This window comes from Streptomyces sp. EDA2-14 (assembly GCF_054963755.1).
Map to the genome: position 1 here is coordinate 135,234 of NZ_JBUEGE010000016.1, position 25,615 is coordinate 160,848.

Annotated in this window: 25 protein-coding genes; 13 read left to right on the top strand and 12 right to left on the bottom strand. The window is 70.9% G+C overall.

Features of this window, described 5'->3' with window-relative positions:
* Window positions 1-44: 44 nt before the first annotated feature.
* Window positions 45-1,712: a threonine/serine exporter family protein gene (locus ACY34M_RS30700; protein ID WP_462721541.1), complete on the bottom strand. Its 1,668-nt coding sequence runs from the start codon at window positions 1,710-1,712 to the stop codon at window positions 45-47.
* 122 nt (window positions 1,713-1,834) lie between these two features.
* The gene (locus ACY34M_RS30705) at window positions 1,835-2,326 is read right to left on the bottom strand and encodes an inorganic diphosphatase (protein WP_457481625.1); all 492 of its coding nucleotides are present in this window, start codon (window positions 2,324-2,326) and stop codon (window positions 1,835-1,837) included.
* 56 nt (window positions 2,327-2,382) lie between these two features.
* Here ACY34M_RS30705 and dacB point away from each other — a divergent pair, with 56 nt between their 5' ends.
* The 6 genes from dacB to folE all read left to right on the top strand — a co-directional run bounded on the left by dacB (window position 2,383) and on the right by folE (window position 9,864).
* The gene (dacB, locus tag ACY34M_RS30710) at window positions 2,383-3,882 is read left to right on the top strand and encodes a D-alanyl-D-alanine carboxypeptidase/D-alanyl-D-alanine endopeptidase (protein ID WP_462721540.1); all 1,500 of its coding nucleotides are present in this window, start codon (window positions 2,383-2,385) and stop codon (window positions 3,880-3,882) included.
* Window positions 3,883-3,960: 78 nt separating this feature from the next.
* Window positions 3,961-5,109 (top strand): zinc-dependent metalloprotease, encoded by a 1,149-nt coding sequence (locus ACY34M_RS30715; protein WP_462721539.1) that lies wholly within the window; start codon window positions 3,961-3,963, stop codon window positions 5,107-5,109.
* A 186-nt stretch (window positions 5,110-5,295) separates the two neighbouring features.
* Window positions 5,296-6,294, top strand: coding sequence for a tRNA lysidine(34) synthetase TilS (gene tilS / locus ACY34M_RS30720; RefSeq protein ID WP_462721538.1), 999 nt, complete (start codon window positions 5,296-5,298; stop codon window positions 6,292-6,294).
* A gap of 44 nt (window positions 6,295-6,338) precedes the next feature.
* On the top strand, window positions 6,339-6,899 hold the full coding sequence (hpt, locus tag ACY34M_RS30725) for a hypoxanthine phosphoribosyltransferase (protein WP_356389760.1): 561 nt from the start codon (window positions 6,339-6,341) through the stop codon (window positions 6,897-6,899).
* A 223-nt stretch (window positions 6,900-7,122) separates the two neighbouring features.
* Window positions 7,123-9,138 carry an ATP-dependent zinc metalloprotease FtsH gene (ftsH, locus tag ACY34M_RS30730; protein WP_462721657.1) on the top strand — a complete coding sequence of 672 codons (2,016 nt, stop codon included), beginning with the start codon at window positions 7,123-7,125 and terminating at the stop codon, window positions 9,136-9,138.
* A 120-nt stretch (window positions 9,139-9,258) separates the two neighbouring features.
* A complete protein-coding gene (gene folE / locus ACY34M_RS30735; protein WP_462721537.1) occupies window positions 9,259-9,864 on the top strand; it encodes a GTP cyclohydrolase I FolE in 606 nt (201 codons plus the stop codon).
* Window positions 9,865-9,946: 82 nt separating this feature from the next.
* Here the strand turns inward: folE and ACY34M_RS30740 are convergent, their stop codons facing one another.
* From ACY34M_RS30740 to ACY34M_RS30770, 7 genes are all read right to left on the bottom strand, one after another.
* Window positions 9,947-10,429 carry a DUF3180 domain-containing protein gene (locus ACY34M_RS30740; protein ID WP_462721536.1) on the bottom strand — a complete coding sequence of 161 codons (483 nt, stop codon included), beginning with the start codon at window positions 10,427-10,429 and terminating at the stop codon, window positions 9,947-9,949.
* 76 nt (window positions 10,430-10,505) lie between these two features.
* On the bottom strand, window positions 10,506-11,105 hold the full coding sequence (gene folK, locus ACY34M_RS30745) for a 2-amino-4-hydroxy-6-hydroxymethyldihydropteridine diphosphokinase (RefSeq protein ID WP_462721535.1): 600 nt from the start codon (window positions 11,103-11,105) through the stop codon (window positions 10,506-10,508).
* On the bottom strand, window positions 11,102-11,461 hold the full coding sequence (folB, locus tag ACY34M_RS30750) for a dihydroneopterin aldolase (RefSeq protein ID WP_462721534.1): 360 nt from the start codon (window positions 11,459-11,461) through the stop codon (window positions 11,102-11,104). Before folB ends, folK begins: the two co-directional genes overlap by 4 nt.
* Before the next feature lie 235 nt (window positions 11,462-11,696).
* A complete protein-coding gene (locus ACY34M_RS30755; RefSeq protein WP_462721533.1) occupies window positions 11,697-12,218 on the bottom strand; it encodes a nuclear transport factor 2 family protein in 522 nt (173 codons plus the stop codon).
* Entirely contained in the window at window positions 12,215-13,078 is an 864-nt protein-coding gene (gene folP, locus ACY34M_RS30760) for a dihydropteroate synthase (protein ID WP_462721532.1), read from the bottom strand. The genes ACY34M_RS30755 and folP overlap by 4 nt, the downstream gene beginning before the upstream one ends.
* On the bottom strand, window positions 13,075-14,097 hold the full coding sequence (locus tag ACY34M_RS30765; RefSeq protein WP_462721531.1) for a phosphatidylglycerol lysyltransferase domain-containing protein: 1,023 nt from the start codon (window positions 14,095-14,097) through the stop codon (window positions 13,075-13,077). The genes folP and ACY34M_RS30765 overlap by 4 nt, the downstream gene beginning before the upstream one ends.
* A 272-nt stretch (window positions 14,098-14,369) precedes the next feature.
* On the bottom strand, window positions 14,370-15,533 hold the full coding sequence (locus tag ACY34M_RS30770) for an ABC transporter ATP-binding protein (RefSeq protein WP_462721530.1): 1,164 nt from the start codon (window positions 15,531-15,533) through the stop codon (window positions 14,370-14,372).
* 196 nt (window positions 15,534-15,729) lie between these two features.
* Between ACY34M_RS30770 and ACY34M_RS30775 the strand changes: the two genes are divergently transcribed.
* The 4 genes from ACY34M_RS30775 (at window position 15,730) to ACY34M_RS30790 (ending at window position 19,457) form a co-directional block, all read left to right on the top strand.
* A complete protein-coding gene (locus ACY34M_RS30775; RefSeq protein WP_462721529.1) occupies window positions 15,730-16,494 on the top strand; it encodes an ABC transporter permease in 765 nt (254 codons plus the stop codon).
* The gene (locus ACY34M_RS30780) at window positions 16,491-17,159 is read left to right on the top strand and encodes an ABC transporter permease (protein ID WP_462721528.1); all 669 of its coding nucleotides are present in this window, start codon (window positions 16,491-16,493) and stop codon (window positions 17,157-17,159) included. The genes ACY34M_RS30775 and ACY34M_RS30780 overlap by 4 nt, the downstream gene beginning before the upstream one ends.
* A gap of 77 nt (window positions 17,160-17,236) precedes the next feature.
* Window positions 17,237-18,196 (top strand): ABC transporter substrate-binding protein, encoded by a 960-nt coding sequence (locus tag ACY34M_RS30785; RefSeq protein ID WP_462721527.1) that lies wholly within the window; start codon window positions 17,237-17,239, stop codon window positions 18,194-18,196.
* Window positions 18,197-18,368: 172 nt separating this feature from the next.
* On the top strand, window positions 18,369-19,457 hold the full coding sequence (locus tag ACY34M_RS30790) for a hypothetical protein (RefSeq protein ID WP_462721526.1): 1,089 nt from the start codon (window positions 18,369-18,371) through the stop codon (window positions 19,455-19,457).
* Window positions 19,458-19,529: 72 nt separating this feature from the next.
* Here ACY34M_RS30790 and ACY34M_RS30795 read toward each other — a convergent pair whose 3' ends face one another.
* Window positions 19,530-20,879, bottom strand: a complete 1,350-nt coding sequence (locus ACY34M_RS30795; protein WP_462721525.1) for a PH domain-containing protein — start codon at window positions 20,877-20,879, stop codon at window positions 19,530-19,532.
* Window positions 20,876-21,373 carry a PH domain-containing protein gene (locus ACY34M_RS30800; RefSeq protein WP_462721524.1) on the bottom strand — a complete coding sequence of 166 codons (498 nt, stop codon included), beginning with the start codon at window positions 21,371-21,373 and terminating at the stop codon, window positions 20,876-20,878. The genes ACY34M_RS30795 and ACY34M_RS30800 overlap by 4 nt, the downstream gene beginning before the upstream one ends.
* A gap of 31 nt (window positions 21,374-21,404) precedes the next feature.
* On the opposite strand from ACY34M_RS30800, the gene ACY34M_RS30805 reads away from it, so the two are divergent.
* Window positions 21,405-22,556: an NADH-quinone oxidoreductase subunit D gene (locus ACY34M_RS30805; RefSeq protein ID WP_462721523.1), complete on the top strand. Its 1,152-nt coding sequence runs from the start codon at window positions 21,405-21,407 to the stop codon at window positions 22,554-22,556.
* Here the strand turns inward: ACY34M_RS30805 and ACY34M_RS30810 are convergent.
* On the bottom strand, window positions 22,521-23,549 hold the full coding sequence (locus tag ACY34M_RS30810) for an SAM-dependent methyltransferase (RefSeq protein ID WP_462721522.1): 1,029 nt from the start codon (window positions 23,547-23,549) through the stop codon (window positions 22,521-22,523). The two genes, ACY34M_RS30805 and ACY34M_RS30810, sit on opposite strands and share 36 nt — an antisense overlap.
* Before the next feature lie 128 nt (window positions 23,550-23,677).
* Here ACY34M_RS30810 and ACY34M_RS30815 point away from each other — a divergent pair, with 128 nt between their 5' ends.
* A complete protein-coding gene (locus tag ACY34M_RS30815) occupies window positions 23,678-24,880 on the top strand; it encodes a sensor histidine kinase (protein ID WP_462721521.1) in 1,203 nt (400 codons plus the stop codon).
* Window positions 24,881-24,939: 59 nt separating this feature from the next.
* Window positions 24,940-25,614: a response regulator gene (locus ACY34M_RS30820; RefSeq protein ID WP_462721520.1), complete on the top strand. Its 675-nt coding sequence runs from the start codon at window positions 24,940-24,942 to the stop codon at window positions 25,612-25,614.
* Window position 25,615: the final 1 nt, after the last annotated feature.

The following is a 25,615-nucleotide window of genomic DNA, read 5'->3' on the forward strand; positions in this document are numbered from 1 at the left end:
GCTAGACCCCGAGGGCGGGGCGACAGGCCTTCGGGCCCGGCGCCCTAGAAGCCCCTCGTGCGCTTGGCCGCGCGCCGTCCCGCGGCGCCCGGCCCCTGGAGGAACAGGCGGGAGACCTCGCCACCGAGGTTCACCCCGATCGCGATGGCCAGGGCGAGCGCCGCCGCCTTGGCCAGGAACGTGAGCCCGCCGTTCACATCGCTGTGGGCGATCGCCAGCAGACCGAAGTACGTCGACGAACCGGGCAGCAGCGGACCGATCGCGGCCGTCACGTACGGCAGCGCCGACGCGAACTGGTACCGCGAGAAGAGCTGCCCGAAGAGGCCCACGAGCCCCGCCGCCGCGGCCGTGGCGGCCACCGGCGAGATCTCGCCCTGGTAGTGCAGGGCCCCGAAGATCGCGCCCGCGACGCCGCCGTTGAGCGTCACGGCGATCACCGTCGCCCGCTCCTGCTGAAGCAGCACGGCGAACGCGAGCGACAGCGACATCGACGCGAGGATCTGCCAGACCGGCCGGTCGACGCTCTGCAACGCCTCCTCCGGGTCGAGCTGGGCGTCCAGCTGCACACCCACGTAGAGCATGATCAGAACGCCGATGACGATGCCCACGAAGAAGTACATGACTTCCAGGAGGCGGGCGGCTGCCGTGATGTAGAAGCCGGTCAGCCCGTCCTGCACACCGGCCACGAGGGCCCGCCCGGGAAGCAGCGCGAACAGTCCACCGGTGATCACCGCGGACGCCTTCACATCCACGTAGTTGTGCGCGAGCGTCAGCGCGATGCCCATCGCGGCGGGCGGCATCGCGGCCACCGTGAACTGGTAGAACTCCGGGAACCCACGCCCCGCGCAGAGCCACGCGAGGCGGTCGCCGAGCATCGCGCCTATCGCGGCGACGACGAACACCAGCAGGTCACCGCCGACCAGGATGGAGGCGGAACCGGCGAGCAGCCCGCTCGCCGCGGTGAGCGCCCAGCCGGGGTAGGGGTGCCGGTTTCGGCGGATCTCCGCGAGGCGCCGGTAGGCGTCCTCCAGGGAGACCTCGGTCTCCTCGTCGCTGAGGTCGTCGACGAGCCGGTACACGGCCGCGAGGCGGGTGTAGTCGGTGCCGCGGCGCCGCACGGTGCGCGAGGCCGTCACCGGGTCGTCCACGAGGGACGGCTGGAAGCTGATCGACAGCAGGGTGAACGTCACCGTCGGCTCGCAGCGGTCGAGCCCGTAGGACCGGCACACGGCGAACATCGCCGCCTCCACGTCCTCGGCGCCCTCACCACCGGCGAGCAGCAGCTCCCCGATACGCAGCGTCAGGTCGAGCACGCGAGGAACGGCCGGGCCGGACTCCTCGTCGTGCTTCTGCACCAGTTCGGGGGCGGGCCGCTCGGCGACCGGCAACCGCAGCATCGTGCGCATCCGGTCCTGCCAGGGCGCCTCCTTGGTCAGCCTGACCATGGGGATGCCCTGCGGCGGCGTGAACGCGGGCGGCGACTCGCGGGCGCTGTACGTCCGCGGCGGCGTGAACGCCGAGCCCTCCGTGTCCACCGGCTCCGGTGCCTGCACGCTCAGCCCGTTGGGTACCGCGAACTCCGAAGTGGTCGACGACTCCTCGTCGGCCACCGGGGCCTGCGTGATGATCCCGATCGGCTGTGTGAACGCGCTGCGCGCCTCGTCGGACTGCGGCTTGCGGTCCTCGGGGGCCTCGGACTCCCGCTCCGTCACCTCTGTCGTTCCTCACCCTTCACATCGCTGCGTATCCATGTACCGCACGTACGCCTCAGTATGCGCACAGATACGCGAACGGGCCGCCCCAGGGGGGCGGCCCGCAGGTGAACGCAGGGGACTCAGTGGCCGCCGTTGTCCTGGAAGCGCTTGTAGGAACGCTCGATCTCGGCCTCGGCCTCGGTACGGCCGACCCAGTCGGCGCCCTCGACGGACTTGCCGGGCTCCAGGTCCTTGTAGACCTCGAAGAAGTGCTGGATCTCCAGGCGGTCGAACTCGGACACGTGGTGGATGTCGCGCAGGTGCTCCATCCGCGGGTCCGTCGCCGGGACGCACAGCAGCTTGTCGTCGCCGCCGGCCTCGTCCGTCATCCGGAACATGCCGATCGCGCGGCACTTGATGAGGCAGCCCGGGAACGTCGGCTCGTCCAGGATGACCAGGGCGTCCAGCGGGTCGCCGTCCTCGCCGAGGGTGTCCTCGACGAAGCCGTAGTCCGTCGGGTAGGCGGTCGACGTGAACAGGCGACGGTCGAGGCGGATGCGACCGGACTCGTGGTCGACCTCGTACTTGTTCCGCGATCCCTTCGGAATCTCGATCGTGACGTCGAACTCCACCGGTGGCTCCTCCATGATCAACACAAACGTCTGGTGGTTAAGTGTCCCCTACGCAGATGTGTGATCGCGAAAGGGGCTGGTCCACGGTGCCGGAGCCGAAGGCTTCGCAACTCGTGAAGAGTGCCGCGAAGACTGTTGCCGGATCCAAGGCCAAGCACGTCACGGTGGGCGCGACGGCGGTTGGTCTCGCCCTCGCGGCCGTCGTGGCGGTCGCGGCCGGTCCCTGGGACGCTTCCGGTCAGCGTAAGGCCGAGGCCGACCGGGCCGCCTCCTCGGAGGTCGGAGGTGGTACAGATCACGGCGGCGCCGCCGAAGCGGCGCCGAGCGCGCCCGCGGTGCTCGCGGCCCCCGGCGCGGCCGTGCCCGGCCCCACGAAGAGCGCCCTGGCCGACGTGCTCGACCCGCTCCTGAAGGCCCCCACGCTGGGCGGCCACCGCACGGCCGCGGTCGTCGACGCCGTCACCGGAAAGAGGCTCTACGGAAAGTCGCCGGACGACACCCTCACCCCGGCGTCCACGACGAAGCTGGCCACGGCGGTCGCGGCGCTCTCCGCCGCGGGCCCCGACCACCGCATCGCCACCCGCACGGCCCTGGAGAAGGGCGGCAAGAAGCTGGTCCTGGTGGGCGGCGGCGACCCGACCCTGACGGCCCGTGAGAAGAATCCTTACGGTGCCGCCGGCCTGCGCACTCTCGCCGAGAAGACCGCCAAGGACCTCAAGAAGCGGGACATCGACGAGGTCACCCTCACGTACGACACCTCGCTGTACTCGGGAACCGACATCCACCCCATCGGCCCCAACGAGAACCTCGCCCGCGTCACCCCGCTGATGGCCGACGAGGCCCGCACCGACGACTCCGACAGCGGACCGGCCACGCGCGAGGGCGATCCGGCCGCCGCCGCGGCCAGGAAGTTCGCGGACCTGCTCAACGACCACGGGATCAGGACCAAGGGCGGCGACCCCGCCTCCGGCAAGGCCTCCGCCACGGCACAGAAGCTCGCCAAGGTGTCCTCGCCGCCGCTGTCCGCGCTGGTCGAGCGGATGCTGACGCACAGCGACAACGACATCGCCGAGGCACTCGCCCGGCAGACCGCGATCGCCGCGGGGGAGAGCCACGACTTCGACGGCGCGGGCAAGGCCGTCAAGAAGCAGCTCGGAAAGCTCCGGCTGCCCCTCAAGAACACCCACTTCGCCGACGGCAGCGGACTCGACCGCGCCGACAAGATCTCCGCGGGTCTGCTCACAGGGCTGCTCGCCAAGGCCGCCGACCCGTCCCGCCCGGAACTGCGCTCCGTCCTCACGGGCCTGCCGGTCGCCGGCTTCACCGGAACCCTCGCGAGCCGCTACGAGGACGCGGCCGTCGCCTCCGGAACGGGCCTGGTCCGCGCCAAGACCGGCACCCTCACCGGCGTCAACACGCTTGCCGGAACGGTCGTCGACGCCGACGGACGGCTCCTCGTCTTCGCGTTCATGACGGAGGGCGCAGTCGACCCCAAGGCCGCCCAGTCGGGCCTCGACCGCCTCGCCTCCTCGGTCGCCAACTGCGGCTGCCGGTGAACCCCTAAGGGTTCACAGCGGTCGAATCGGGGGCCAAACCCCTCTCCAGGTGCGCAGAGCGTCACGTACCGTTGACGCATGACGAGCATCGGTGGTGCCGCATCTTCGGGGATGGTCGACTGGAACCTCGCGGTGGCGACCGCGACGCGCCTCGTACGACCAGGCCCCGAGGTCAGTCGGGACGAGGCACGGGCCGTCGTGGCGGAGCTGCGCCGGCACGCCAAGGCCTCCGAGGAGCACGTACGCGCGTACACGCGCATGGCCACCGAGACCGACCACGACACCCCGGTGCTCGTGGTCGACCGCCCCGGCTGGGTGAAGGCCAACGTCGCGGGCTTCCGCGAGCTCCTCAAACCCCTGCTCGACAAGATGCAGGACCGGCGCGGCTCAGGGCCGGGACCCGCGATGCTCGGCGCCGTCGGCGGCAAGGTCACGGGCGTCGAACTGGGCATGCTGCTCTCGTTCCTGTCCTCCCGCGTCCTCGGCCAGTACGAGACCTTCGCCCCTGCCACGCGTGAGCTGCCCGCCGCGCCCGACGGCGGCGGCCGGCTCCTGCTCGTCGCGCCGAACATCGTGCACGTGGAGCGCGAACTCGACGTGGAACCGCACGACTTCAGGCTCTGGGTCTGCCTCCACGAGGAGACGCACCGCACCCAGTTCACGGCCGTGCCCTGGCTGCGCGACCACCTGGAGGGCGAGATCCAGTCATTCCTCGCCGAGACCGAGGTCGACCCGTCGACGTTCCTGGAGCGCGTACGGGAAGCGGCCCAGTCGCTCGCCGGCGGGCGCCCCGAGGGCGAGGAGGACGACGGCGGCCGCTCGCTCGTCGAACTCGTGCAGACCCCGGCGCAGCGCGAGATCCTCGCCCGCCTCACCGCCGTCATGTCGCTGCTCGAAGGGCACGCGGACTTCGTGATGGACGGCGTGGGCCCGGCCGTCGTGCCGTCCGTCGAGGAGATCCGCGAGAAGTTCCAGCAGCGCCGGCAGAAGGGCGCCTCCCGGCTCGACCTGGCCCTGCGCAAGCTCCTCGGCCTCGACGCCAAGCTGCGCCAGTACCGCGACGGCGAGAAGTTCGTCCGGGCCGTCGTCGACGAGGTGGGCATGGACGGCTTCAACCGGGTGTGGACCTCGCCCAACACGCTGCCGACGAAGTCGGAGATCGCGAAACCGGCGGACTGGGTCGCGAGGGTGCACAACAAGTCGGACGGCGCTCACGAAGCCCCGTAAGGCACGCCCATAATTGCTCAGGATCACCCATCCGAGGGACCGTAGGCCGTGGGCTGGCGTGCAATGCTCGGGGAACGGCTCGGCTCTGTCACCATCGACACACTCTGCGTGACCGATCTCACCGGATCGCCGTTGAGTCTCCGGTAGCGCCCACCCCCCAAGACAACGGAATGAAGGGAACCGGACATGGGTCCCCATCCTGCGGTCGCGGCGATACGCCTGGCGGTCCGCCGCGTCCTCCACGACATCCTCAATGAGTCCTCGCCGAACACCGAGCCCGTGGTGCTCGTCGCCTGCTCCGGCGGAGCGGACTCCATGGCCCTCGCCTCCGCGCTCGCCTTCGAGGCCCCCAAACTCGGCATCCGCGCCGGTGGCATCACCGTCGACCACGGCCTGCAGCCCGGCTCCGATGCCCGCGCCGAGGACGTCGCCCTGCGCCTGACCGCCCTCGGCCTGAATCCCGTCGACGCCGTCGCCGTCGACGTGGGCCGCGACGGCGGCCCCGAGGCAGCCGCCCGCGACGCCCGCTACGCCGCCCTCGACGCCGCCGCCGAAAGCCACGGCGCCGCCGCCGTCCTGCTCGGCCACACCCGCGACGACCAGGCGGAGACGGTTCTGCTCGGCCTCGCCCGCGGCTCCGGCATCCGCTCCCTGTCCGGGATGGCCGCGACCTCCGGCGCCCGCGGCCGGTACCGACGCCCCTTCCTCGCGCTCGACCGGCAGACCGCCCGCAAGGCCTGCCTCGTCCAGCACCTGCCCGTCTGGGACGACCCGCACAACACCGACCCGGCATACACCAGGTCCAGGCTCCGCCACGAGGGCCTGCCCGCTCTGGAGAAGGCGCTCGGCAAGGGCGTCGTCGAGGCCCTCGCCCGGACGGCCCAACTGTCGCGCGACGACGCCGACGCGCTCGACACCTGGGCCCGCGAGGCCGCCGATTCCGTACGGGACGCGGCCGGGCTGCTCGAATGCGCCAAGCTGTTCGCCCTGCCGCCCGCCGTGCGCCGCCGGGTCCTGCGCCGGTCGGCCATCGAGGCGGGCGCCCCGGCCGGAGCGCTGTTCGCCCGGCACATCGAGGAGGTCGACCGCCTGATCACGGGGTGGCGGGGCCAGGGAGAGATCAATCTGCCGGGCAAAGTTCTCGCTCAGCGGCAGGGTGGCAGACTGGTCATCCGGCAAGGCTGACTACGCGGCTCACGTCGCGGCGGCCGGTGGGACGACCGAAAGTGATGCGGGTGGACGCGAAAGACATGGGCACCGACCTCCAGTCGGTGCTCATCACCAAGGAAGAGATCGACGCGAAGCTGGCCGAGCTGGCCGCGAAGGTCGACGCGGAGTACGCGGGCAAGGAGCTGCTGATCGTCGGGGTCCTCAAGGGCGCCGTGATGGTCATGGCCGACCTGGCCCGGGCCCTGTCCACCCCGCTCACCATGGACTGGATGGCGGTGTCCTCGTACGGCTCGGGCACCCAGTCCTCCGGTGTCGTGCGGATCCTCAAGGACCTGGACACCGACATCAAGGACAAGCACGTCCTGATCGTCGAGGACATCATCGACTCCGGTCTGACGCTGTCCTGGCTGCTCACCAACCTCGGCTCGCGTGAGCCCGCCTCCCTCGAGGTGTGCACGCTGCTGCGCAAGCCCGAGGCGGCCAAGGTCGACATCGACGTGAAGTGGGTCGGCTTCGACATTCCGAACGAGTTCGTGGTCGGGTACGGCCTGGACTACGCGGAGAAGTACCGGAACCTGCCGTTCGTCGGCACCCTCGCACCGCACGTCTACGGTGGCTGAAGAGCCGTCAGACCAGCTGGCGGGGGCGGGAACCCTCGCGGGATTCCCGCCGTTGGAGCATGCGAAGGGCAGATTCTCGGTCGTCCCCTGCGGCTTCGGGTGACAATGCTGGGGTACCGTCCGAAGAACAGTTCTTCAAACAGCTCCAACAGCAGCAACAGCTTCAAACAGCCTTATCAAACTCACTATGGCAGGAGGGACGGGGCGGCACCGCTCCGTATGGATGGACGTGAAGCGATACTTCCGTGGGCCGGTCATGTGGATCGTGCTGGCCGTCCTTGCCGTGGTCGTGTTGATGCAGGTCGTCGGTTCGTCCGGCGGCTACAAGACGGTGGACACCGGCCAGGTAATTCAGGCCATCAACGACAACAAGGTGACGTCGGCCAAGCTGACCACCGGCGATGAAGACACCATCAAGGTCGAGCTGAAGGACGGCCAGAAGGTCGACGGCTCGAACAAGATTCAGGCCAGCTACATCGGCGACCAGGGCGTCGACGTGGCGAAGAGTCTCCAGGCCAAGTTCGAGGACAAGCAGATCCCTGACGGGTACACCGTCTCCCCGTCGAAGCAGAACCCCTTCGTGAGCATTCTGCTCTCGCTGCTGCCCTTCGTTCTCATCGTCGTCGTGTTCCTGTTCCTGATGAATCAGATGCAGGGCGGCGGCTCCCGAGTCATGAACTTCGGGAAGTCCAAGGCCAAGCTCATCACCAAGGACACCCCCAAGACGACGTTCTCCGACGTCGCCGGCAGCGACGAGGCCGTCGAGGAACTCCACGAGATCAAGGAGTTCCTGCAGGAGCCGGCCAAGTTCCAGGCCGTCGGCGCCAAGATTCCCAAGGGCGTACTGCTGTACGGCCCGCCCGGAACGGGCAAGACGCTCCTCGCGCGCGCTGTCGCGGGTGAGGCGGGCGTCCCGTTCTACTCGATCTCCGGTTCCGACTTCGTCGAGATGTTCGTCGGTGTCGGTGCCTCCCGTGTCCGCGACCTCTTCGAGCAGGCCAAGGCGAACGCCCCGGCGATCGTCTTCGTCGACGAGATCGACGCGGTCGGCCGCCACCGCGGCGCCGGCCTCGGCGGTGGACACGACGAGCGCGAGCAGACGCTCAACCAGCTGCTCGTCGAGATGGACGGCTTCGACGTGAAGGGCGGCGTCATCCTGATCGCCGCCACGAACCGGCCCGACATCCTCGACCCGGCTCTCCTGCGTCCCGGCCGCTTCGACCGCCAGATCGCGGTCGACCGCCCGGACATGCAGGGCCGTCTGGAGATCCTCAAGGTTCACCAGAAGGGCAAGCCGGTCGCTCCGGACGTCGACCTGTCGGCCGTCGCCCGCCGTACGCCGGGCTTCACCGGTGCCGATCTCTCCAACGTGCTGAACGAGGCCGCCCTGCTGACGGCCCGCTCGGACCGGAAGCTGATCGACAACCAGATGCTCGACGAGGCGATCGACCGTGTGGTCGCGGGCCCGCAGAAGCGGACCCGGATCATGTCGGACAAGGAAAAGAAGATCACCGCGTACCACGAGGGCGGTCACGCCCTGGTCGCGGCGGCCTCGCCGAACTCCGACCCGGTCCACAAGATCACGATCCTGTCCCGCGGCCGCGCGCTCGGGTACACGATGGTGCTCCCGGACGAGGACAAGTACTCGACCACGCGCAACGAGATGCTCGACCAGCTCGCCTACATGCTGGGCGGCCGCGCGGCCGAGGAGCTCGTCTTCCACGACCCGACCACGGGCGCTGCGAACGACATCGAGAAGGCCACCGGTACGGCCCGCGCGATGGTCACGCAGTACGGCATGACCGAGCGGCTCGGCGCGATCAAGTTCGGCGGCGACAACTCCGAGCCCTTCCTGGGCCGCGAGATGGGTCACCAGCGCGACTACTCGGAAGAGGTCGCCGCGCTCGTCGACGAAGAGGTCAAGAAGCTCATCGAGACCGCGCACAACGAGGCCTGGGAGATCCTCGTCGAGAACCGCGACGTTCTCGACAACCTGGTCCTCGCGCTGCTCGAGAAGGAGACGCTGAACAAGGAGCAGATCGCCGAGATCTTCGCTCCGATCGTGAAGCGCCCGGCCCGCCCCGCGTGGACCGGCTCCAACCGCCGCACCCCCTCGACCCGCCCGCCGGTGCTCTCCCCCAAGGAGCTGTCGCTGACGAACGGGGCGAACGGAGCGACGCCCGCCATCGAGACCACCACCCCGGTGGACACGGTGAAGGAAGAGCGCCCCGAGAGCTGACCCGACCCTCACTGGGCAGGCCAGACCCGGAATGCAGGCCGCGTCCCCCACGCTTTACGGTGTGGGGGACGCGGCCTTTGCGCTGCCGCGCGCGAATGTAAGTAGAGAAAGAGGCACCAGATGACCGACCCGGTGACGCTGGACGGCGAGGGCTCGATCGGTGAGTTCGACGAGAAGCGGGCCGAGAACGCCGTGCGCGAACTGCTCATCGCGGTCGGCGAGGACCCGGACCGCGAGGGCCTGCGGGAGACGCCGGGGCGGGTCGCTCGTGCGTACAAGGAGATATTCGCGGGCCTGTGGCAGAAGCCCGAGGACGTGCTGACGACGACGTTCGACCTGGGGCACGACGAGATGGTCCTGGTGAAGGACATCGAAGTGCAGTCCAGCTGTGAACATCACCTGGTGCCGTTCGTGGGCGTCGCCCACGTCGGCTACATCCCGTCCGCCGACGGCAAGATCACGGGCCTGTCGAAGCTGGCCCGCCTCGTCGACGTCTACGCCCGCCGCCCGCAGGTCCAGGAGCGGCTGACGACGCAGATCGCGGACTCCCTGATGGAGATCCTGGAGCCGCGCGGCGTCATCGTCGTCGTGGAGTGCGAGCACATGTGCATGTCGATGCGCGGGGTCCGCAAGCCCGGCGCGAAGACGATCACGTCGGCCGTGCGCGGTCAGCTGCGGGACCCGGCGACCCGCAGCGAGGCCATGAGCCTGATCATCGGGCGCTAGGCCCAGGAGCCCTTCTAGGCCCGACAGGCCCTGTGCGGGCCTGTCCAGGGCGCCAGGGCGGCTGCGGGCCTTGCGGGCCTGTCTAAGCGGCTGACGCCGTCTCCTCCGGGTCCTCGTCGTCCGGGAGTTTGCAGATGCGCTCCAGGAAGATGGCCGCGGCGACCACGGCGATGCCGGTGACCACCGAGAGGCCGGCGTAGATCGCCTGGTCGCGGCGGGCCGGGACGTCCAGGGACTCCAGGAGGAAGGCGCCGGTGCCGCCGTACATGCCGGCCACGAGCGCCGCCACCAGGGCGCTGGCCTGGCCGAAGACCAGGGCGCGCGCCGCCATCATCGGGTCGACGCCCTTGGCCTCGGGCCGGCGCTCCCGCTGCGCGCGCAGCCGGGAGCGGATCGACAGGGCCGTCGCGAGCAGCACGACGGCGATCACGGCGAGCACGATGGGTGCGGCCAGCGGGACCTTCGGCAGAGTGCCAAGGGAGTCCCACAGGCGGGCGCCCGCCCAGGACAGCACTCCGGCGACGACGAAGAGGCCGACCAGCGTCCTGATGCGCAGTTGCTTCATCCCGGTTGGTCGCCCCTCGTCGTCATGGCCCTGCGGTCCGCCCGGCCGTTTTACCGTGCCCGGTAGACCCTAACGACTACTCCGGGAGCCGGAGTTCCAGGTCGGCGCGTGCCGCGACGCCCTCGCGGGTCACGCCGTCGAGCAGCTGGGCGATGCCGCCGCGTCCCGGAAGCTGGGCCTCCGGCTCCACGTCGAGCCAGGGGACGAGCACGAAGGCCCGCTCGTGGGCCCGCGGGTGCGGGAGCGTGAGGTGCGGGTCGTCCGAGACCACGTCGGCGTACGCGACGATGTCCACGTCGATGGTGCGGGCGCCCCAGCGCTCGTCCCGGACGCGGTCGAAGGCCTCCTCGACCGCGTGCGCCCGCTCCAGGAGCGAGGCGGGCGGGAGCGTCGTCTTCAGGACCACCACGGCGTTGAAGTACGAGGGCTGGCTGTCCGGGGCGACGCCCCAGGGCTCCGTCTCGTAGACGGGGGAGACGGCCTTGACGCGGACGCCGGGGGTGTCCTCCAGGGCGTCCACGGCGCCCTGGAGGGTCTCCAGGCGGTTGCCCAGGTTCGAGCCGAGGGAGATCACGGCCCGCTTGGGGTTGGAGAGCGTGGTGTCGGCCGCGTCGACCTGTTCCACCACGGAGGTCGGCACCGGCTGGACGGTCGGGTCGAACGGAGTTTTGTTCATACTCGGCTCCGGGTGATGGTGACGGTCACGTCGTCGAAGGGCACGGTGATCGGTGCATCCGGCTTGTGGACGCAGACCTCGACCTCCTGGACCCCTTCGTGCTTCAGACAGGTCTGTGCGATGCGCTCGGCGAGCGTTTCGATGAGATCCACGGGGTCGCCGGAGACCACGGCCACGACTTCCTCCGCCACGATGCCGTAGTGCACGGTCTTCGCCAGGTCGTCGTCGGCCGCCGCCGCTCGGGTGTCCAGGCCGAGCACCAGGTCCACGATGAAGGTCTGGCCTTCCTCGCGTTCCTCGGGAAAGACGCCATGGTGCCCGCGGGCCTTGAGGCCGCGCAGCGCGACACGATCCACGCGAATCACTCCTGCAGTCGTCGGTGAAGGCCGGTGCATCGATGTGCGGTCGATGTCCCGGCCTCGTTCGAATCTACCTTTGGGCACTGACAGCACCCGGCCGTGGGGGCTATGACGGATCCCACCCGGCACACCCGCCCCATGGTGCGCTCTCGGCTGGTAGCCGCCCATACCCGGGCGGTCGAGAGCCCAACCTCGCATCGGGATTTCGGGCTCTTTGGGGGCGCTTACCCACTCAGGCGGGTGATCCGCCGCCGTCGGTGTTGCCCATCTCGTCGGATTCGTCATCCGATTCGGCGAGCACGGGGGAGGCGTGGTGCGACCAGATCTTCCAGCCGTCGCGTGTGCGCCGGAACACATTGGTGGCGACGACGCGCTGCCCGACGAGCGGGCCCAACTCGTCGCCTTCCTCGGGGGCGGGGCCGCCGCTGAGGATGTTCTCCGTGCACGTCACCAGGGCGGTGTCGGCGACGACGCTGATGTGCACGTCGGTCAGGAAGAACTGGATGTACTCGGTGTTCGCCATGATCAGCGCGTAACTGCGGAGCACCTCGCCGCGGCCCGAGAGCACCGGCCAGCCGGGGTGCACGCAGCTGACGGAGGTGTCCTCGGCGTCGTCCGGGTCGGCGTCCTCGGCGTAGGCGACGTCCTCGGGGGCGAGCCACAGCGACGCCAGTTCCTCGAAGGCGCCGCGCTCCATGGCCTCGTAGTACGAGCGGTTGGCCGCGTCGACGGCCTCGGCGTCCGTGCCGGTCACTGGGCTCCTTCGACCGCGCGTGCCACGCGGACGGCGTCGGCGGTGGCCCGCACCTCGTGGACGCGCACGGCCCAGGCGCCCGCCCGGGCGGCGAGCGCGGAGACGGCGGCCGTGGCGGCGTCGCGCTCCCGCGCGGGCGGCGGGGCGCCCTGCTCGCCGGCCAGTACGTGGCCGAGGAAGCGCTTGCGGGAGGCCGCCACGAGGACCGGGTGGCCGAGCGCGTGCAGGCGGTCGAGGTGGGCGAGCAGCGAGAGGTCGTGCTCGGCGTTCTTGGAGAAGCCGAGGCCCGGGTCGAGGACGATGCGGTCGGGTGCGATGCCGCCCTCGAGGGCGGCCTCCACGCGCGCGTGGAGCTCGTTCACGACTTCGGAGACGACGTCCTCGTAGGTGCCGGGGACGTTGGTGCCCGCCAGGAGGCCGCGCCAGTGCATCACCACGAAGGGCGCTCCCGCGGCGGCGACGACCGGGACCATCTGGGGGTCGGAGAGGCCGCCGCTCACGTCGTTGACCAGGGCGGCGCCCGCGGCGAGGGACTGCTCGGCGACGGAGGCCCGCATGGTGTCGACCGAGATCGTCACGCCTTCGGAGGCGAGTCCGCGGACGACGGGGATGACGCGCCTGAGCTCCTCGTCCTCGTCGACACGGGTGGCGCCGGGGCGGGTGGACTCGCCGCCCACGTCCACGAGGTCGGCGCCCCGGGCGACCAGGTCGAGGCCGTGCTTGACCGCGGCGGTCGTGTCGAACCAGCGGCCGCCGTCCGAGAACGAATCGGGGGTCACATTGACGACCCCCATGACCGCGCAGCGGTCCCAAACGGGGAGGTTTGCTACGTGGCCCCGGCGGACCTGCGACGTGCTCATGGTCTCAAGCCTAGGCCCTTCGGGGCGGGCGGGATCTCGCGGCTTTGACGGCCCGCGCGGGTGGCGCCGCTTTCGCGGCGGGGCCGCGCGGCCAGGCCGGTCTCGCGGGTCCAGACCGCGCAGCCCGTCTCGGAGCAGTCGGTGACGGCCGGCGTCCAGGAGTGGGTCCTTGCCTCGTCCATGAAGCGCTCCATGGCCCCCGGCCATGCCTCCACGTCGCCCACGGGGTCGCCCTTGGCGAGCATCACGCCCGACACCACCCGGTAGCGGACGGCCGCCTTGCCGCTGGGCGAGAACACGATGCCCTTGTCGCGGCCCGCCGTGCCTTCGGGGCGGAACGCGAGGTAGAGCGTGCTGAGCGCGGTGACCAGGCCGAGGACGCCGAGCGAGAGGGCGACCGTGTGCGCCGTGCCGCCCGCGTAGACGAGCGGCCCCCGCATGCCGAGCAGTCCGCACAGGACGTGCTCCAGGCGGTCCACGAGGCTCGGGGCGCCGACGAGCCGCGCCGGGTGCGCGCTGACGACGACGAGGCCGATCAGCAGCGAACCGGCGCCCATCAGTACGAGGTTGGCCAGGGCGCGCCAGCGGCCGCGCGGGTCGGGCGGCGCGGTGAACTGCTGCCGCTCGCGTATCAGGAGCCACAGCGGCACCAGGGCGAGGGCGGCGCCGACGATTCCCGGGGGCGAGTGCCGGTACACGAGCTGTCCGCAGGCCCCGAGGGGCAGCAGCACCATCGCCGCCCACCAGGCCCGCCGCTTGCGCCGCCCCAGGACGTGCGCGAGCAGGACGAGCAGGACGCCGCTGCCGAGGGCGAGAGCCGCGGCGTACGGGCCGAGCGGGCCCGGCAGCGCCTCCGTGACGCCGCCCGTGGGGCCGCGCCTGAGCCGTGGCAGGACCCCGGCCGCGATGCCCACACCACCGGCCAGGAGGCAGGCGCCTGCGGCCGGGGGCGGCTGCACGGCGTCCGCGCGGGGGTGGGTTTCGTGGTCCGGGCGGGGCCCGCGCGGCATCCGCTTCATACGGCTCGGTGCCCTTCCGCTCGTTCTGCGAGATACGCGAATACGGTGCCGAATGGGGCATCCGTGACGTGCGTCCTCTAGGACGGCGGTGGAGCGGGGCGGGTTCATTCGCGGGGAGCGGGTTCGGTCACACGGGGTGGAGGGGCGGGGTTTTCGGGAGCTGCGGCTGCTTCGCGGGGGCGGCTGCTTACAGGAGTCCTGGCTGCTTACAGGAGTCCTGGCCCGGTTACTTCAGGAGTCCTGGCCTGGTTACTTCAGGAGTCCTGGCCTGGTCACTTCAGGAGTTGCTCCACCGTCTCCAGGTCGACCTCCGCGCGCGTGATGTCCCGTGCGTCGGCGGCCGTGGAGCGGCGCAGTGCCTCGTGCAGGCGGGCCGGGGTCAGCACGCCGAGGAAGCGCCCTTCGGCGTGCTCGTCGATGACGGCGATCCAGCCGGCGTCGTGCTGGAGCATCGTCGCGAACGCCTGCTTGAGCGGGGCGCCCACGGGCAGCCAGGCCTCCATGCGGCGCGCGTGGTCGCGCACGGTGTCGCCCTTGTTCGCGGCCACGCGCGCGTGCTCGGCGGAGATCCAGCCGTGCAGGTTGTTGTCGTGGTCCAGGACGACGGCCCAGCGGGCTTCGAGCTCCTTGGGCAGTGGGTCGTCGAGGTGCACGACGGGCGGCTGCTCCAGGTCGCCCTCCTCGATGGGGGTCACCGAGAGGCGCTTGAGACCGCGGTCGGCGCCCACGAAGTCGGCGACGTAGTCGGTGGCGGGCATGCCCAGGACCGCCGACGGGGTGTCGTACTGCTCGATGCGTCCTTCGCCGTAGACGGCGATACGGTCGCCGAGGCGGACGGCCTCCTCGATGTCGTGGGTGACGAACAGCACGGTCTTGCCGAGCGTCTGCTGCAGGCGCAGGAACTCGGTCTGCAGGTGCTCGCGGACCACGGGGTCGACCGCGCCGAACGGCTCGTCCATCAGCAGGACGGGCGGGTCGGCCGCCAAAGCCCTTGCCACGCCGACCCGTTGGCGCTGTCCGCCGGAGAGCTGCTCGGGGTAGCGCCCGCCGAAGACCTTCGGGTCGAGGCCCACCAGGTCGAGCAACTCCGCCGCCCGCTCGCGGGCCTTGGCGCGCTTGACGCCCAGCAGGTGCGGGACGGTCGCGGTGTTGTCGAGGACGGTCTTGTGCGGGAACAGGCCGACCTGCTGGATCACATAGCCGATGCGGCGCCGCAGTTGGACCGGGTCGACCCCGGATATGTCGTCGCCGTCGAGGAATATCCGGCCCGCGGTGGGTTCGATGAGCCGGTTCACCATCTTCATCGTCGTGGTCTTGCCACAGCCCGACGGGCCCACGAGCGTGACGAGTTCGCCCTCGGACACCTCGAAGGACAGGTCGTCGACGGCGGTGGTGCCGTCCGCGTACTGCTTGCTGACGTGCTCGAACCGGATCATGGGACCCCATTCTGCCGGGGCGGGGCCCGGTTGGGGATGCCCGGGCGAGGCAGTCATGTGAAGTGCGTGTTGCGTCCGGTGGCCGGGGCTCGGCCGTTGTCAGTGGTCGGGGCTAGGGTCGTCGGCAGTCGGAAACGTGCGTGCGGGTGCTCGGGCGGCTGACATACGTTCGGGGAAATCGGGGGAGGTGGCCGGCGTGAGCGAGCAGAACTGCTTGGTGGCCAATGACTGGGTGTGCGGCGAATATGTGCGCACCCGCGGCCAGGAGTTGGTCGACGCGACCGTCCAACACCTCGGCATCACGGTGGCGGCGGTGGCGATAGGCGTCCTGGTCTCGCTCCCGCTCGCGCTGCTCGCCCGGCGCGCACGCGCCTTCGCGGGGCCGGTGCTCGGCGTGACCACGGTGCTCTACTCGATCCCGTCGCTCGCGATGTTCTCGCTGCTGCTGCCCCTGTTCGGGCTCTCGGTCTCGCTGGTGGTCACGGGGCTCGTGCTGTACTCCCTGACGATTCTCGTGCGCAATGTTCTGGCGGGGTTGCAGGCGGTGCCGCAGGAGGCGAGAGAGGCGGCCCGCGGGATGGGGTACGGGCCGCTGCGGCTGCTGTGGGAGGTCGAACTGCCGCTGGCGCTGCCGGCCTTACTGGCCGGGGTGCGGATCGCGACGGTCTCCACTGTGGCGCTGACGACGGTCGGCTCGATCGTGGACTACGGCGGGCTCGGCACATTGATCGTCAGCGGCCTGCAGAGCGACTTCAAGGCGCAGGTGCTCACCGCGTCCGTGCTGTGCGTGCTGCTCGCGGTCCTGGCGGACCTGCTGCTGCTCGGTGTGCAGCGGTGGCTGACGCCGTGGACGAGGGTTACCCGGGCGGCGACGTCCGGACGGGAAGCGCGCGGACCGCGAATACCGGGGCTCCGCGGCCGTGACGACGCGGCGCGCGCAGAGCCGGAGAAGGTGGCATGAACGCGATATCGGGGGCCTGGGACTGGCTGGCCACGGGGGCCAACTGGCAGGGGGAGAAGGGGGTGTGGCACCGGCTCGGCGAGCATCTGTACTTCTGCGGTGTCGCGCTGGCCGTCTCCTGCCTGATCGCCCTGCCGCTGGCCCTGTGGCTCGGGCACAAGGGCAAGGGCGGCGCGCTCGCGGTCAACATCTCGAACGTGGGGCGCGCGGTACCGACGCTGGCCGTCCTGGTGCTGCTCACGCTCACCCCGCTCGGCCGGCACGGGGATGTGCCGACGCTGATCGCGCTGGTGCTGTTCGCGGTGCCGCCGCTGCTCACGAACGCGTACGTGGGGATGCGCGAGGTGGACCGGGCGGTGGTGGAGGCCGCGCGCGGCATGGGCATGAGCGGGCGCCAGGTCTTCGCCCGCGTCGAGCTGCCGCTGGCGTACCCGCTGGTGATGACCGGGCTGCGGTCGGCGACGGTGCAGGTGATCGCCACGGCGACGCTGGCGGCGATGGCCGGGGAGGGCGGGCTCGGGCGGATCATCACGGCCGGGTTCAACCTCCAGGACACTCCGCAGGTGGTCGCGGGGGCCGTGCTCGTGGCCGTGCTCGCGCTGGCCGCGGAGGGCTTGTTCGTCGCGGTGGGGCGGGTCTTCGACCCCATGAGGCGGCGGGCTTGACCGGCGGCCGCGATCGGCGGGCGCGGGTTTTGAGGCTTGGTTTTGTAGTCGGTTCCGGCAGTGCGACGAGGAGAGCGATGAACAGCAGAACGCGTCGAGTGGCCCTGGCGGCTGTGGCCGTGGGTGCGCTGACCGCGGGGGTCACCGCGTGCGGTGGCGACAGCCTGGAGGGCAAGGACGATGCGGGCGCGTCGGGCGGCGGGAAGGGCAAGGTCGTCATCGGCGCCGCGCGCTTCACCGAGGCCAAGGTGCTCGGCGAGCTGTACCGGCAGATATTGGCCGACGCCGGGTACGACGCGTCGGTCAAGACGGTGGAGAACCGCGAGATCTACGAACCGCAGCTCGCGAAGGGCGCCATCGACGTGGTGCCCGAATACGCGGCGACCCTCGCCGAATTCCTCAACCTGAAGAAGAACGGGTCGGATGCGAAGCCGGTCGCGTCGAGCGATGTCGACGACACGGTGGCCGCGCTGCGCAAGCTGGCCGAACCGCAGCTGAAGGTTCTGGACGCGGGAGAGGCCGTCGATCAGAACGCGTTCGCGGTGAGCAAGGACTTCGCCAAGAAGCACAAGCTCAAGACTCTTTCCGATCTTGGCAAGTCGGGCCAGAAGGTGAAGATCGCGGCCGGTGACGAATGCGAGACACGGCCGTTCTGCGCGCCGGGTCTCAAGAAGTCGTACGGCATCGATGTCACGGGAATCGATCCCAAGGGCGTCGGCACGACACAGTCCAAGCAGGCGGTGAAGAACGGTACGGATCAGCTGGTCCTGACGACCACGACCGACGCGACACTGGAGAACTTCGGACTCGTTCTTCTTGAGGACGACAAGAAGCTCCAGAACGCGGACAACATTGTCCCCGTGGTGAACGCCAAGGACGCGGGCGACAAGAAGATCGCCGATGCCCTCGGGAAGTTGACGAAGACGCTCACGACCGACGATCTCGTCGAGCTGAACCGGAAGGTCGACGCCGAGCGGCAGAAGGAAGGCGATGTCGCGAAGGAGTATCTGGAGTCCAAGGGGCTCGTCGCTAAATGATCTTGAACGGCGCGCGCCGGTGAGTCGCGGGGCGGACGGTATCCGTCGGGTTAAGTGACGCGGCGGTAAGTGACCTTGTCCGTACGGGGGTTAGGTGGTTTCTGTGACAGGTGTGTCCGAATATTGCCGGGCGGGGCTTCGGGATTCGCCTACGCGCGGTAAGTTTCTGGCCATGCCACGTGGACGCCACCGCCATTCTCCGCCCCTGCACCGCCTCCTGCCTCCGACGGTGATCGCCGGTGTGCCCCTCGTCTGCGCGGGGGCCGCCTGGCTGTCCGATGATCCGCTCGTCCTGCGGGGTGTCGCCGCCGCGGCCGCCGTGGCAGCGGTGGTCGGTGCCGTGGTGATGCGCCGCTGGGACCGGCTGGCCGGCAAGCGCGTCGCCGAGCTGACGCGCGGCGCCGCGAGCGAGCGGTGGCGGCACGAGGAGGCCGTGGCGGAGCTGGAGGGCGACCTCGAGGAGTCGCGCGAGCTGCGCACCCGCCTGGAGGTCAAGCTGCGGGCGAAGCGCACCGAGCTGGCCGGGCTGCGGGGCGAGCACGCGGCGTTGCTGCGGCGGTATGCGAACGCCGAGACGGAGCGGGCCAGCGCGCTCGAGGGCCGGCGCCGGCTCGCGATAGAGGCCGCCGTCCCGACGATGGAGCTGCCTCCGGCGCCCCCGGCGGTGCCGAGTCGGCCGACCCCGGAGATGTACCGGCGGGCCAATGCCGCGCTCAGGCGTCTCGCGCGGCCGGAGCCGACGGTGTCCAAGGCCGGGGAGGCCGATACCCCGGGGAAGTCCGGGGCGGTGGCGGGCCACTACACCGTGCCTGCTGCCGCGACGGTCGTCCCCGCGGCCCCCGCGCGGAAGGTGCCCCAGGGCGGATTCGACTTCTTCGGCGCGGGGCGCGCGGTGTCGCGGGACGAAGACCTGGCGGATGTGGTGGGCGAGGAGCTGGCGGCGGAGGCCGCGGCCGAGTCCCGGGTCGAGGTCCAAGCCGAGGCCGAGGCCGGAGCCGAGGCCGAGGTCAAGAACGGCGACAACACCGCCACCGCCACCGCCACCGCCGACACCGAGGCATCTGAGGCGTCCGAGGCCCCCGAAGCCTCTGAGTCCCCCGAGGCATCCAAGGCCCCTGAAGCCTCCAAGGACGGCGAAGCCCCCGAGCACGCCGAAGCCTCCGAGGACGCCGAGCGCGAGCAGCAGGTCATCGACCTGACCGCGCACGACGAGACGGAGCAGATCGACATGGGCGAGCTGAGGTCCGCGCTTCAGGCGTGACATCGAGCAGATGACGAGCAGATGAGGGGCGGGTCGGCTGCGTGCCGGCCCGCCCCTCGTTCGTTGTCGAGCTCAGGCCCCCGCCATCCACCGGTCGGGCCGCGCGTCCCGGCGCCCCGTGCGGGACCGGTCGGCCTGGGCCCGCAGCAGCTCCGAAGCCTCGTGCACGTCCCTCAGGCGGGCCGTCACCGTCTTGTTGGCGCCCGTGTCGAGGTGCAGGTCGGCGACGCGCCAGTGGCGCTCCCAGGGCCCCTGAGTGACGCGCACGCTCTGCACCTTGGCGTGCGGGACGAGATCGAGTCTGCGTTGCAGCAGTCCGTGGCGCGCGGCGAACACCGTCTCCGTGACCGCCACCCCGTAGCTGCGCCACCACACCGGCACGCACCAGCGCCCGCTCCGCGGCGCTCCGGTGAACTCGCCCGGCTTCGGCACCGATACGCCCGGCAGGATCCGCGCGACGACGTCCTCGGCGTCCTCGCGCGGCGCCACGGGGACGAGCACGGTGTTCGACGTCCCGGCGACGTGCAGCTCGACGCGGACCCAGCCGCGCCGCCGCCACAGCAGCGGTTCGACGATCCGTACGGTCTGCACCCGCCCCGGCGGCACCGTCTCGTGCACCCGGTCGAGCAGCCCGTGGTCGATGCGAAGGCCGTCCTGGGACTCGCCGACCGTCCAGTCGTACTCCTTGATGAACCGGCCCGCGCTGTTGGTGAACGCCCCGCCGACCAGCGGCACCGCGACCGCGATCACTGTCCACAGGTTGTGGGTGGCGAACCACAGGAGCGCGGGGACGGCGACCGCGGCGAGCAGCATCGCCCACGGCGCGCCCGTCAGGAGCAGCGCCACGGCGAGCATCCGCGGGGGCGTGTGCAGGATCGGGCGCGCCGGCGCCTCGCCCACCTCCTGCGCCGACTCGGGCGCGAATCCGGCGGCCCGTGCGAGAAGTTCGGCCCTTAGGTCGCGTGCTTCGCGCTCTCCCAGGAAGGCGAGCTCGTCCTTCTTGTCGGCTCCCACCACGTCGAGCTTCAGTTTGGCGACGCCTACGAAGCGGGCCAGAAGCGGCTGCGTGACGTCGACGGCCTGGAGGCGGTCGAGCCTGATGTGGGCGGTGCGGCGGAACAACAGGCCCGTACGGATGCGCAGTTCCGTGTCCGTCACCGCGAAGTGCGTGAACCACCAGGTGAGGAATCCGTACAGGGCGGCCGCGGGAACCAGCACGCCGATGCCGATCAGCAGGGTGGCGGTGGTGAGGTGCGACAGCTGGCGCTGCGCCTGGTCCATGTCGTGGACGGCCCAGCCGAGCAGGATCGCGATGGGCGCCCACGCGCGGCGCAGCGGCGTGACGGGGTGCAGGCGGCGCTCTCGGACGTCCCGGGCGGACTCCACGGCCGGGGCGTCGTCGGGGACGCGGGAGGCCGTCACAAGCCCGCCGATCGGGCCTCGCCGAGTTCGGTGAGGCGGTCGCGCAGCCGCTCGGCCTCTTCGGGCGCGAGTCCGGGGATCGTCGCGTCGGTGGCCGCGGCGGCGGTGTGCAACTGCAGGCTGGCCAGGCCGAACTTCCGCTCCAGCGGCCCGGACGTCACCTCGACGAGCTGCATCCGCCCGTACGGCACGATCGTCTCCTCGTGCCACAGGACGCCGCGGCTGATCAGCAGGTCGTCGGCCCGCTCCGCGTACCGCCACGAGTGCCAGTTGCGGCCGAGCAGCACCCAGCCCCACACCAGGACCCCGAGCGGCAGCACGGCGAACGCCGCCCAGCCGGGGCCCACGAACATGCCGAGCAGCACCCCGAGCGCCACCGTCAGCGGCACCAGCCACACGAGCAGCAGCAGGCGGCGCAGTCTCAGCAGACCGGACGGCAGTCCGGTCCAGTCGGGTCCTGTCGACTCTGTCGGCGCTGTCGCCCCTGTCTCCATGGATTAAGCCTACGTACGAGAGACTGTGTCCATGACGCCCACGACTCAGGCCACGGTCGGCATCGGTGGTGCCGCGGAGAGCACCGACATGGTGCTCAACATCGGTCCGCAGCACCCTTCCACCCACGGTGTGCTGCGCCTGCGTCTCGTGCTCGACGGCGAGCGGATCGAGCACGCGGAGCCGGTCATCGGCTACATGCACCGCGGTGCGGAGAAGCTCTTCGAAGCGCGTGACTACCGGCAGATCGTGATGCTCGCGAACCGCCACGACTGGCTGTCCGCGTTCTCGAACGAGCTGGGCGTCGTGCTCGGCGTCGAGCGGATGCTGGGCATGGAGGTGCCGGAGCGCGCCGTCTGGCTGCGGACGCTGCTCGCCGAGCTGAACCGGGTGCTCAACCACCTGATGTTCCTGGGTTCGTACCCGCTCGAACTGGGCGGGATCACCCCCGTCTTCCACGCCTTCCGTGAGCGCGAGGAGCTCCAGAACGTCATGGAGGAGGTCTCCGGCGGGCGCATGCACTACATGTTCAACCGCGTCGGTGGTCTCAAGGAGGACCTGCCGCTCGGCTGGACCACCCGCGCGCGGGAGGCCGTCGCGAGCGTGCGCTCCCGGATGGACGTCTACGACAACCTGGTCCTCGGCAACGAGATCTTCCGCGGCCGTACGCGCGGGGTGGGCGTGCTGTCCGCCGAGGCCGCGCACTCCTACGGGGTGAGCGGCCCGATCGCCCGCGCCTCCGGCGTCGACTTCGACCTCCGGCGAGACGAGCCGTACCTCGCCTACGGAGAGCTGCAGGACACCCTGAAGGTCGTCACGCGACAAGAAGGCGACTGCCTGGCCCGGTTCGAGTGCCTCCTGGACCAGGCGCACAACGCGCTCGACCTCGCCGACGCCTGCCTCGACCGGCTCGCGGACCTCCCGCAGGGCCCGGTCAACCAGCGCCTTCCGAAGGTCCTCAAGGCGCCCGAGGGCCACACGTACGCGTGGACGGAGAACCCGCTCGGCATCAACGGCTACTACCTCGTCTCCAAGGGCGAGAAGACGCCGTACCGGCTCAAGCTGCGCTCCGCCTCGTACAACAACATCCAGGCGCTGACCGAGCTGCTGCCGGGGACGCTGGTCGCCGACATGGTGGCGATCCTCGGGTCACTGTTCTTCGTGGTCGGGGACATCGACAAGTAGGGCCGCCCCTCCGGGCAGGTCCACCGGCTCGATCAGCCAGCCGAAGTCCCCGAGGCCGCCGCGCGCCGTCAGCTCCGCGGCCTCGCCCGCGCCCGCGAGCGCCCGGACGTACGCCGCCGGGTCCCGCGTCGCGAGGGCCAGCGGCGGTCGGCCGGCGCTCACCCCCAGGGCGCCCAGGGCGGCGCGCTGCGTGAGGAGCCGGGCCCCGGCAGTGGCGGTGCACGCGTCCAGTGCCACGTGCGCCGTGATGTCGCAGGAGCCGTCGGGCACGGGTGCCGTCTCCCGGCCCTCGCGAAAGCCCGTGAGCGTGCCGAAGAGCGGCCGGGAGGCGCGCGTGTGGGCGTAGTCCACCGCGACCGCGAGGCCGCGCTCCAGGGTCCGTACGGCAGCCGCCCAGGCCGCGTCGCGGGGCGACCCGACCTCGGCGCGCAGGCCCGGCTCCGGCGGCAGCGGCCACCACTGGAGGAGCCAGTTCGCGGACGTCTCGTCCAGGGGCGCCGCGTCGAGGGTCTCCGTGCCGTCCTCGCGGACGAGGACCAGCCGTGCCGTGCCGTCCGCGTCCCTCTCGACGACCTCCAGGGGCACGTTGTCGAGCCACTCGTTCGCGAAGAGGAGCCCGGTCACTCCGGTGGGCGGTTCGGCCCGCCACTCGATCCGGTGGTCGAGTCCGGCGGGAGGTTCCGCCTTCTCCACCGCGTAGGCACGCACGCGTGCCGCCACTTTTTCCGGCAGCACCTGAAGGAGGCGCGAAACCAGCTCGCCGCGGCCCGCCGCCATGTCCACGAACGCCAGCTCTGCGGGCTCGCCGAGGGCCGCGTCCACCCGGCACAGCAGCTCCGCCACGGCCCCGGCGAACAGCGGCGACGCATGCACCGACGTGCGGAAATGCCCCGCGGGGCCCTCGGGCCTGCGGTAGAAGCCGGCCGGTCCGTACAGCGCCTCTTCAGTGGCCGCGCGCCACCCGCGCGGGGCCACCTGTCGTCCGTTCTCCACGCCTGAAGGCTATGTGCGCCGGGCGCGTGCGCCGCTTGGGGTCTCCACCTTCAGGAGTACGCGCGCCGGGTCCGGATCGGCCCTCCGGTTGACCCCTGCACGCTGCACGCTTCCCTACTCTGGGTTACGTGCAGCGCGTCTACGACTTCATCCGCAGACACCCGACGTGGGTCGACGGCTTCTGGGCCGCGATCCTGTTCGGGATCACGGTCGTGAGCGCCGTCAGCATGGACGGGCCGACGCCGCACGGGAACGTGCCGGCGGCCCTCGTGAGCGCCGCCGTGCTGAGCGTGGTCGTCGCCCTGCGTCGCCTGATGCCCGAGCGGATGCTCGTGCTCGCGATCGTCGCGGGCGTGGGCCAGCTGGTCTTCGACGCGCAGGTCAATCCGGCGGACTTCGCCATGCTGGTGATCGTCTACACGTGCGCCGCGAACGGCGCGCGCTGGGCGTCCCGGCTCGCCCTCGTCGCGGGCCTGTGCGCGGCGCCGCTGTCGGAGCTGCGCTGGCCGTCCGCGCAGGGCTCCGCCTTCGCGCACTTCGCGGTCACCGTCTTCCAGATGGTGCCGTTCGCCCTCGCCTGGGTGCTTGGCGACTCGCTGCGCACCAGACGCGCGTACCTGGCACAGCTGGAGGAGCGCGCCAACCGCCTGGAGAAGGAGCGCGAGGCGCAGTCGAAGGTCGCGGTGGCGGCCGAACGGGCCCGCATCGCGCGCGAGTTGCACGACGTCGTCGCGCACAACGTGTCGGTGATGGTCGTGCAGGCCGACGGCGCCGCGTACGTCCTCGACCAGGCGCCCGAGCAGGCCAAGAAGGCCCTGGAGACCATCTCGGGCACCGGCCGCCAGGCGCTCGCGGAGATGCGCAGGCTGCTCGGCGTGCTGCGCACCGGGGAGCACGAGGAGGCGGGCGAGTACGTACCGCAGCCCGACGTCGAGCAGATAGAGGAACTCGTCGAGCAGGTCCGCACGTCCGGCCTCCCGGTCGACTTCAAGGTCGAGGGCACCCCGCGCCCGCTGCCCAGCGGCGTCGAGCTGACCGCGTACCGCATCGTCCAGGAAGCCCTCACCAACACCCGCAAGCACGGTGGTCCGAACGCGGGTGCCAGCGTCCGGCTCGTCTACTTCGACGACGGCCTCGGCCTGCTCGTCGAGGACGACGGCAAGGGCGCCCCGCACGAGCTGTACGAGGACGGGGGCGCGGACGGCCGCGGCCACGGCCTCATCGGGATGCGTGAGCGCGTCGGTATGGTCGGCGGCACGCTGGACGCGGGACCGCGCCCCGGCGGTGGCTTCCGCATCAGCGTGCTGCTGCCTCTCAAGCCCGCCCATTGACACGTACAAGTCCATTTCCACGGACAAGTCCACTGCCACGGACAAGTGAGGACCGCTCGATGTCGATCAAGGTCATGCTCGTCGACGACCAGGTGCTGCTGCGCACCGGTTTCCGGATGGTGCTCGCCGCGCAGCCGGACATGGAGGTCGTCGCCGAGGCGGGTGACGGCGTCGAGGCGCTGGAGGTGCTGCGCTCGACGGCGGTGGACGTGGTCCTCATGGACGTCCGCATGCCGAAGCTCGACGGGGTAGAGACGACGCGGCGGATCTGCGAGGCGGCCGAGCCGCCGAAGGTCCTCATCCTGACCACCTTCGACCTCGACGAGTACGCGTTCTCGGGCCTGCGGGCAGGGGCCTCCGGCTTCATGCTCAAGGACGTGCCGCCGGGCGAGCTGCTCACCGCGATCCGCGCCGTGCACAGCGGCGACGCGGTGGTCGCCCCGTCCACGACGCGGCGGCTGCTCGACCGGTTCGCCCCGATGCTGCCCAGCGGCCCCGACCAGCCGCAGCACAAGCGCCTCGAGCGGCTCACCGAGCGCGAGCGCGAGGTCATGGTCCTGGTCGCCCAGGGGCACTCGAACGGCGAGATCGCCGCGCGCCTGGTGCTGTCCGAGGCCACCGTGAAGACCCATGTGGGCCGCATCCTGACCAAGCTCGATCTGCGCGACCGGGTCCAGGTCGTCGTCCTCGCCTACGAGACGGGGCTCGTGCGCGCGGGCGGCGCCGGGGCCTGAG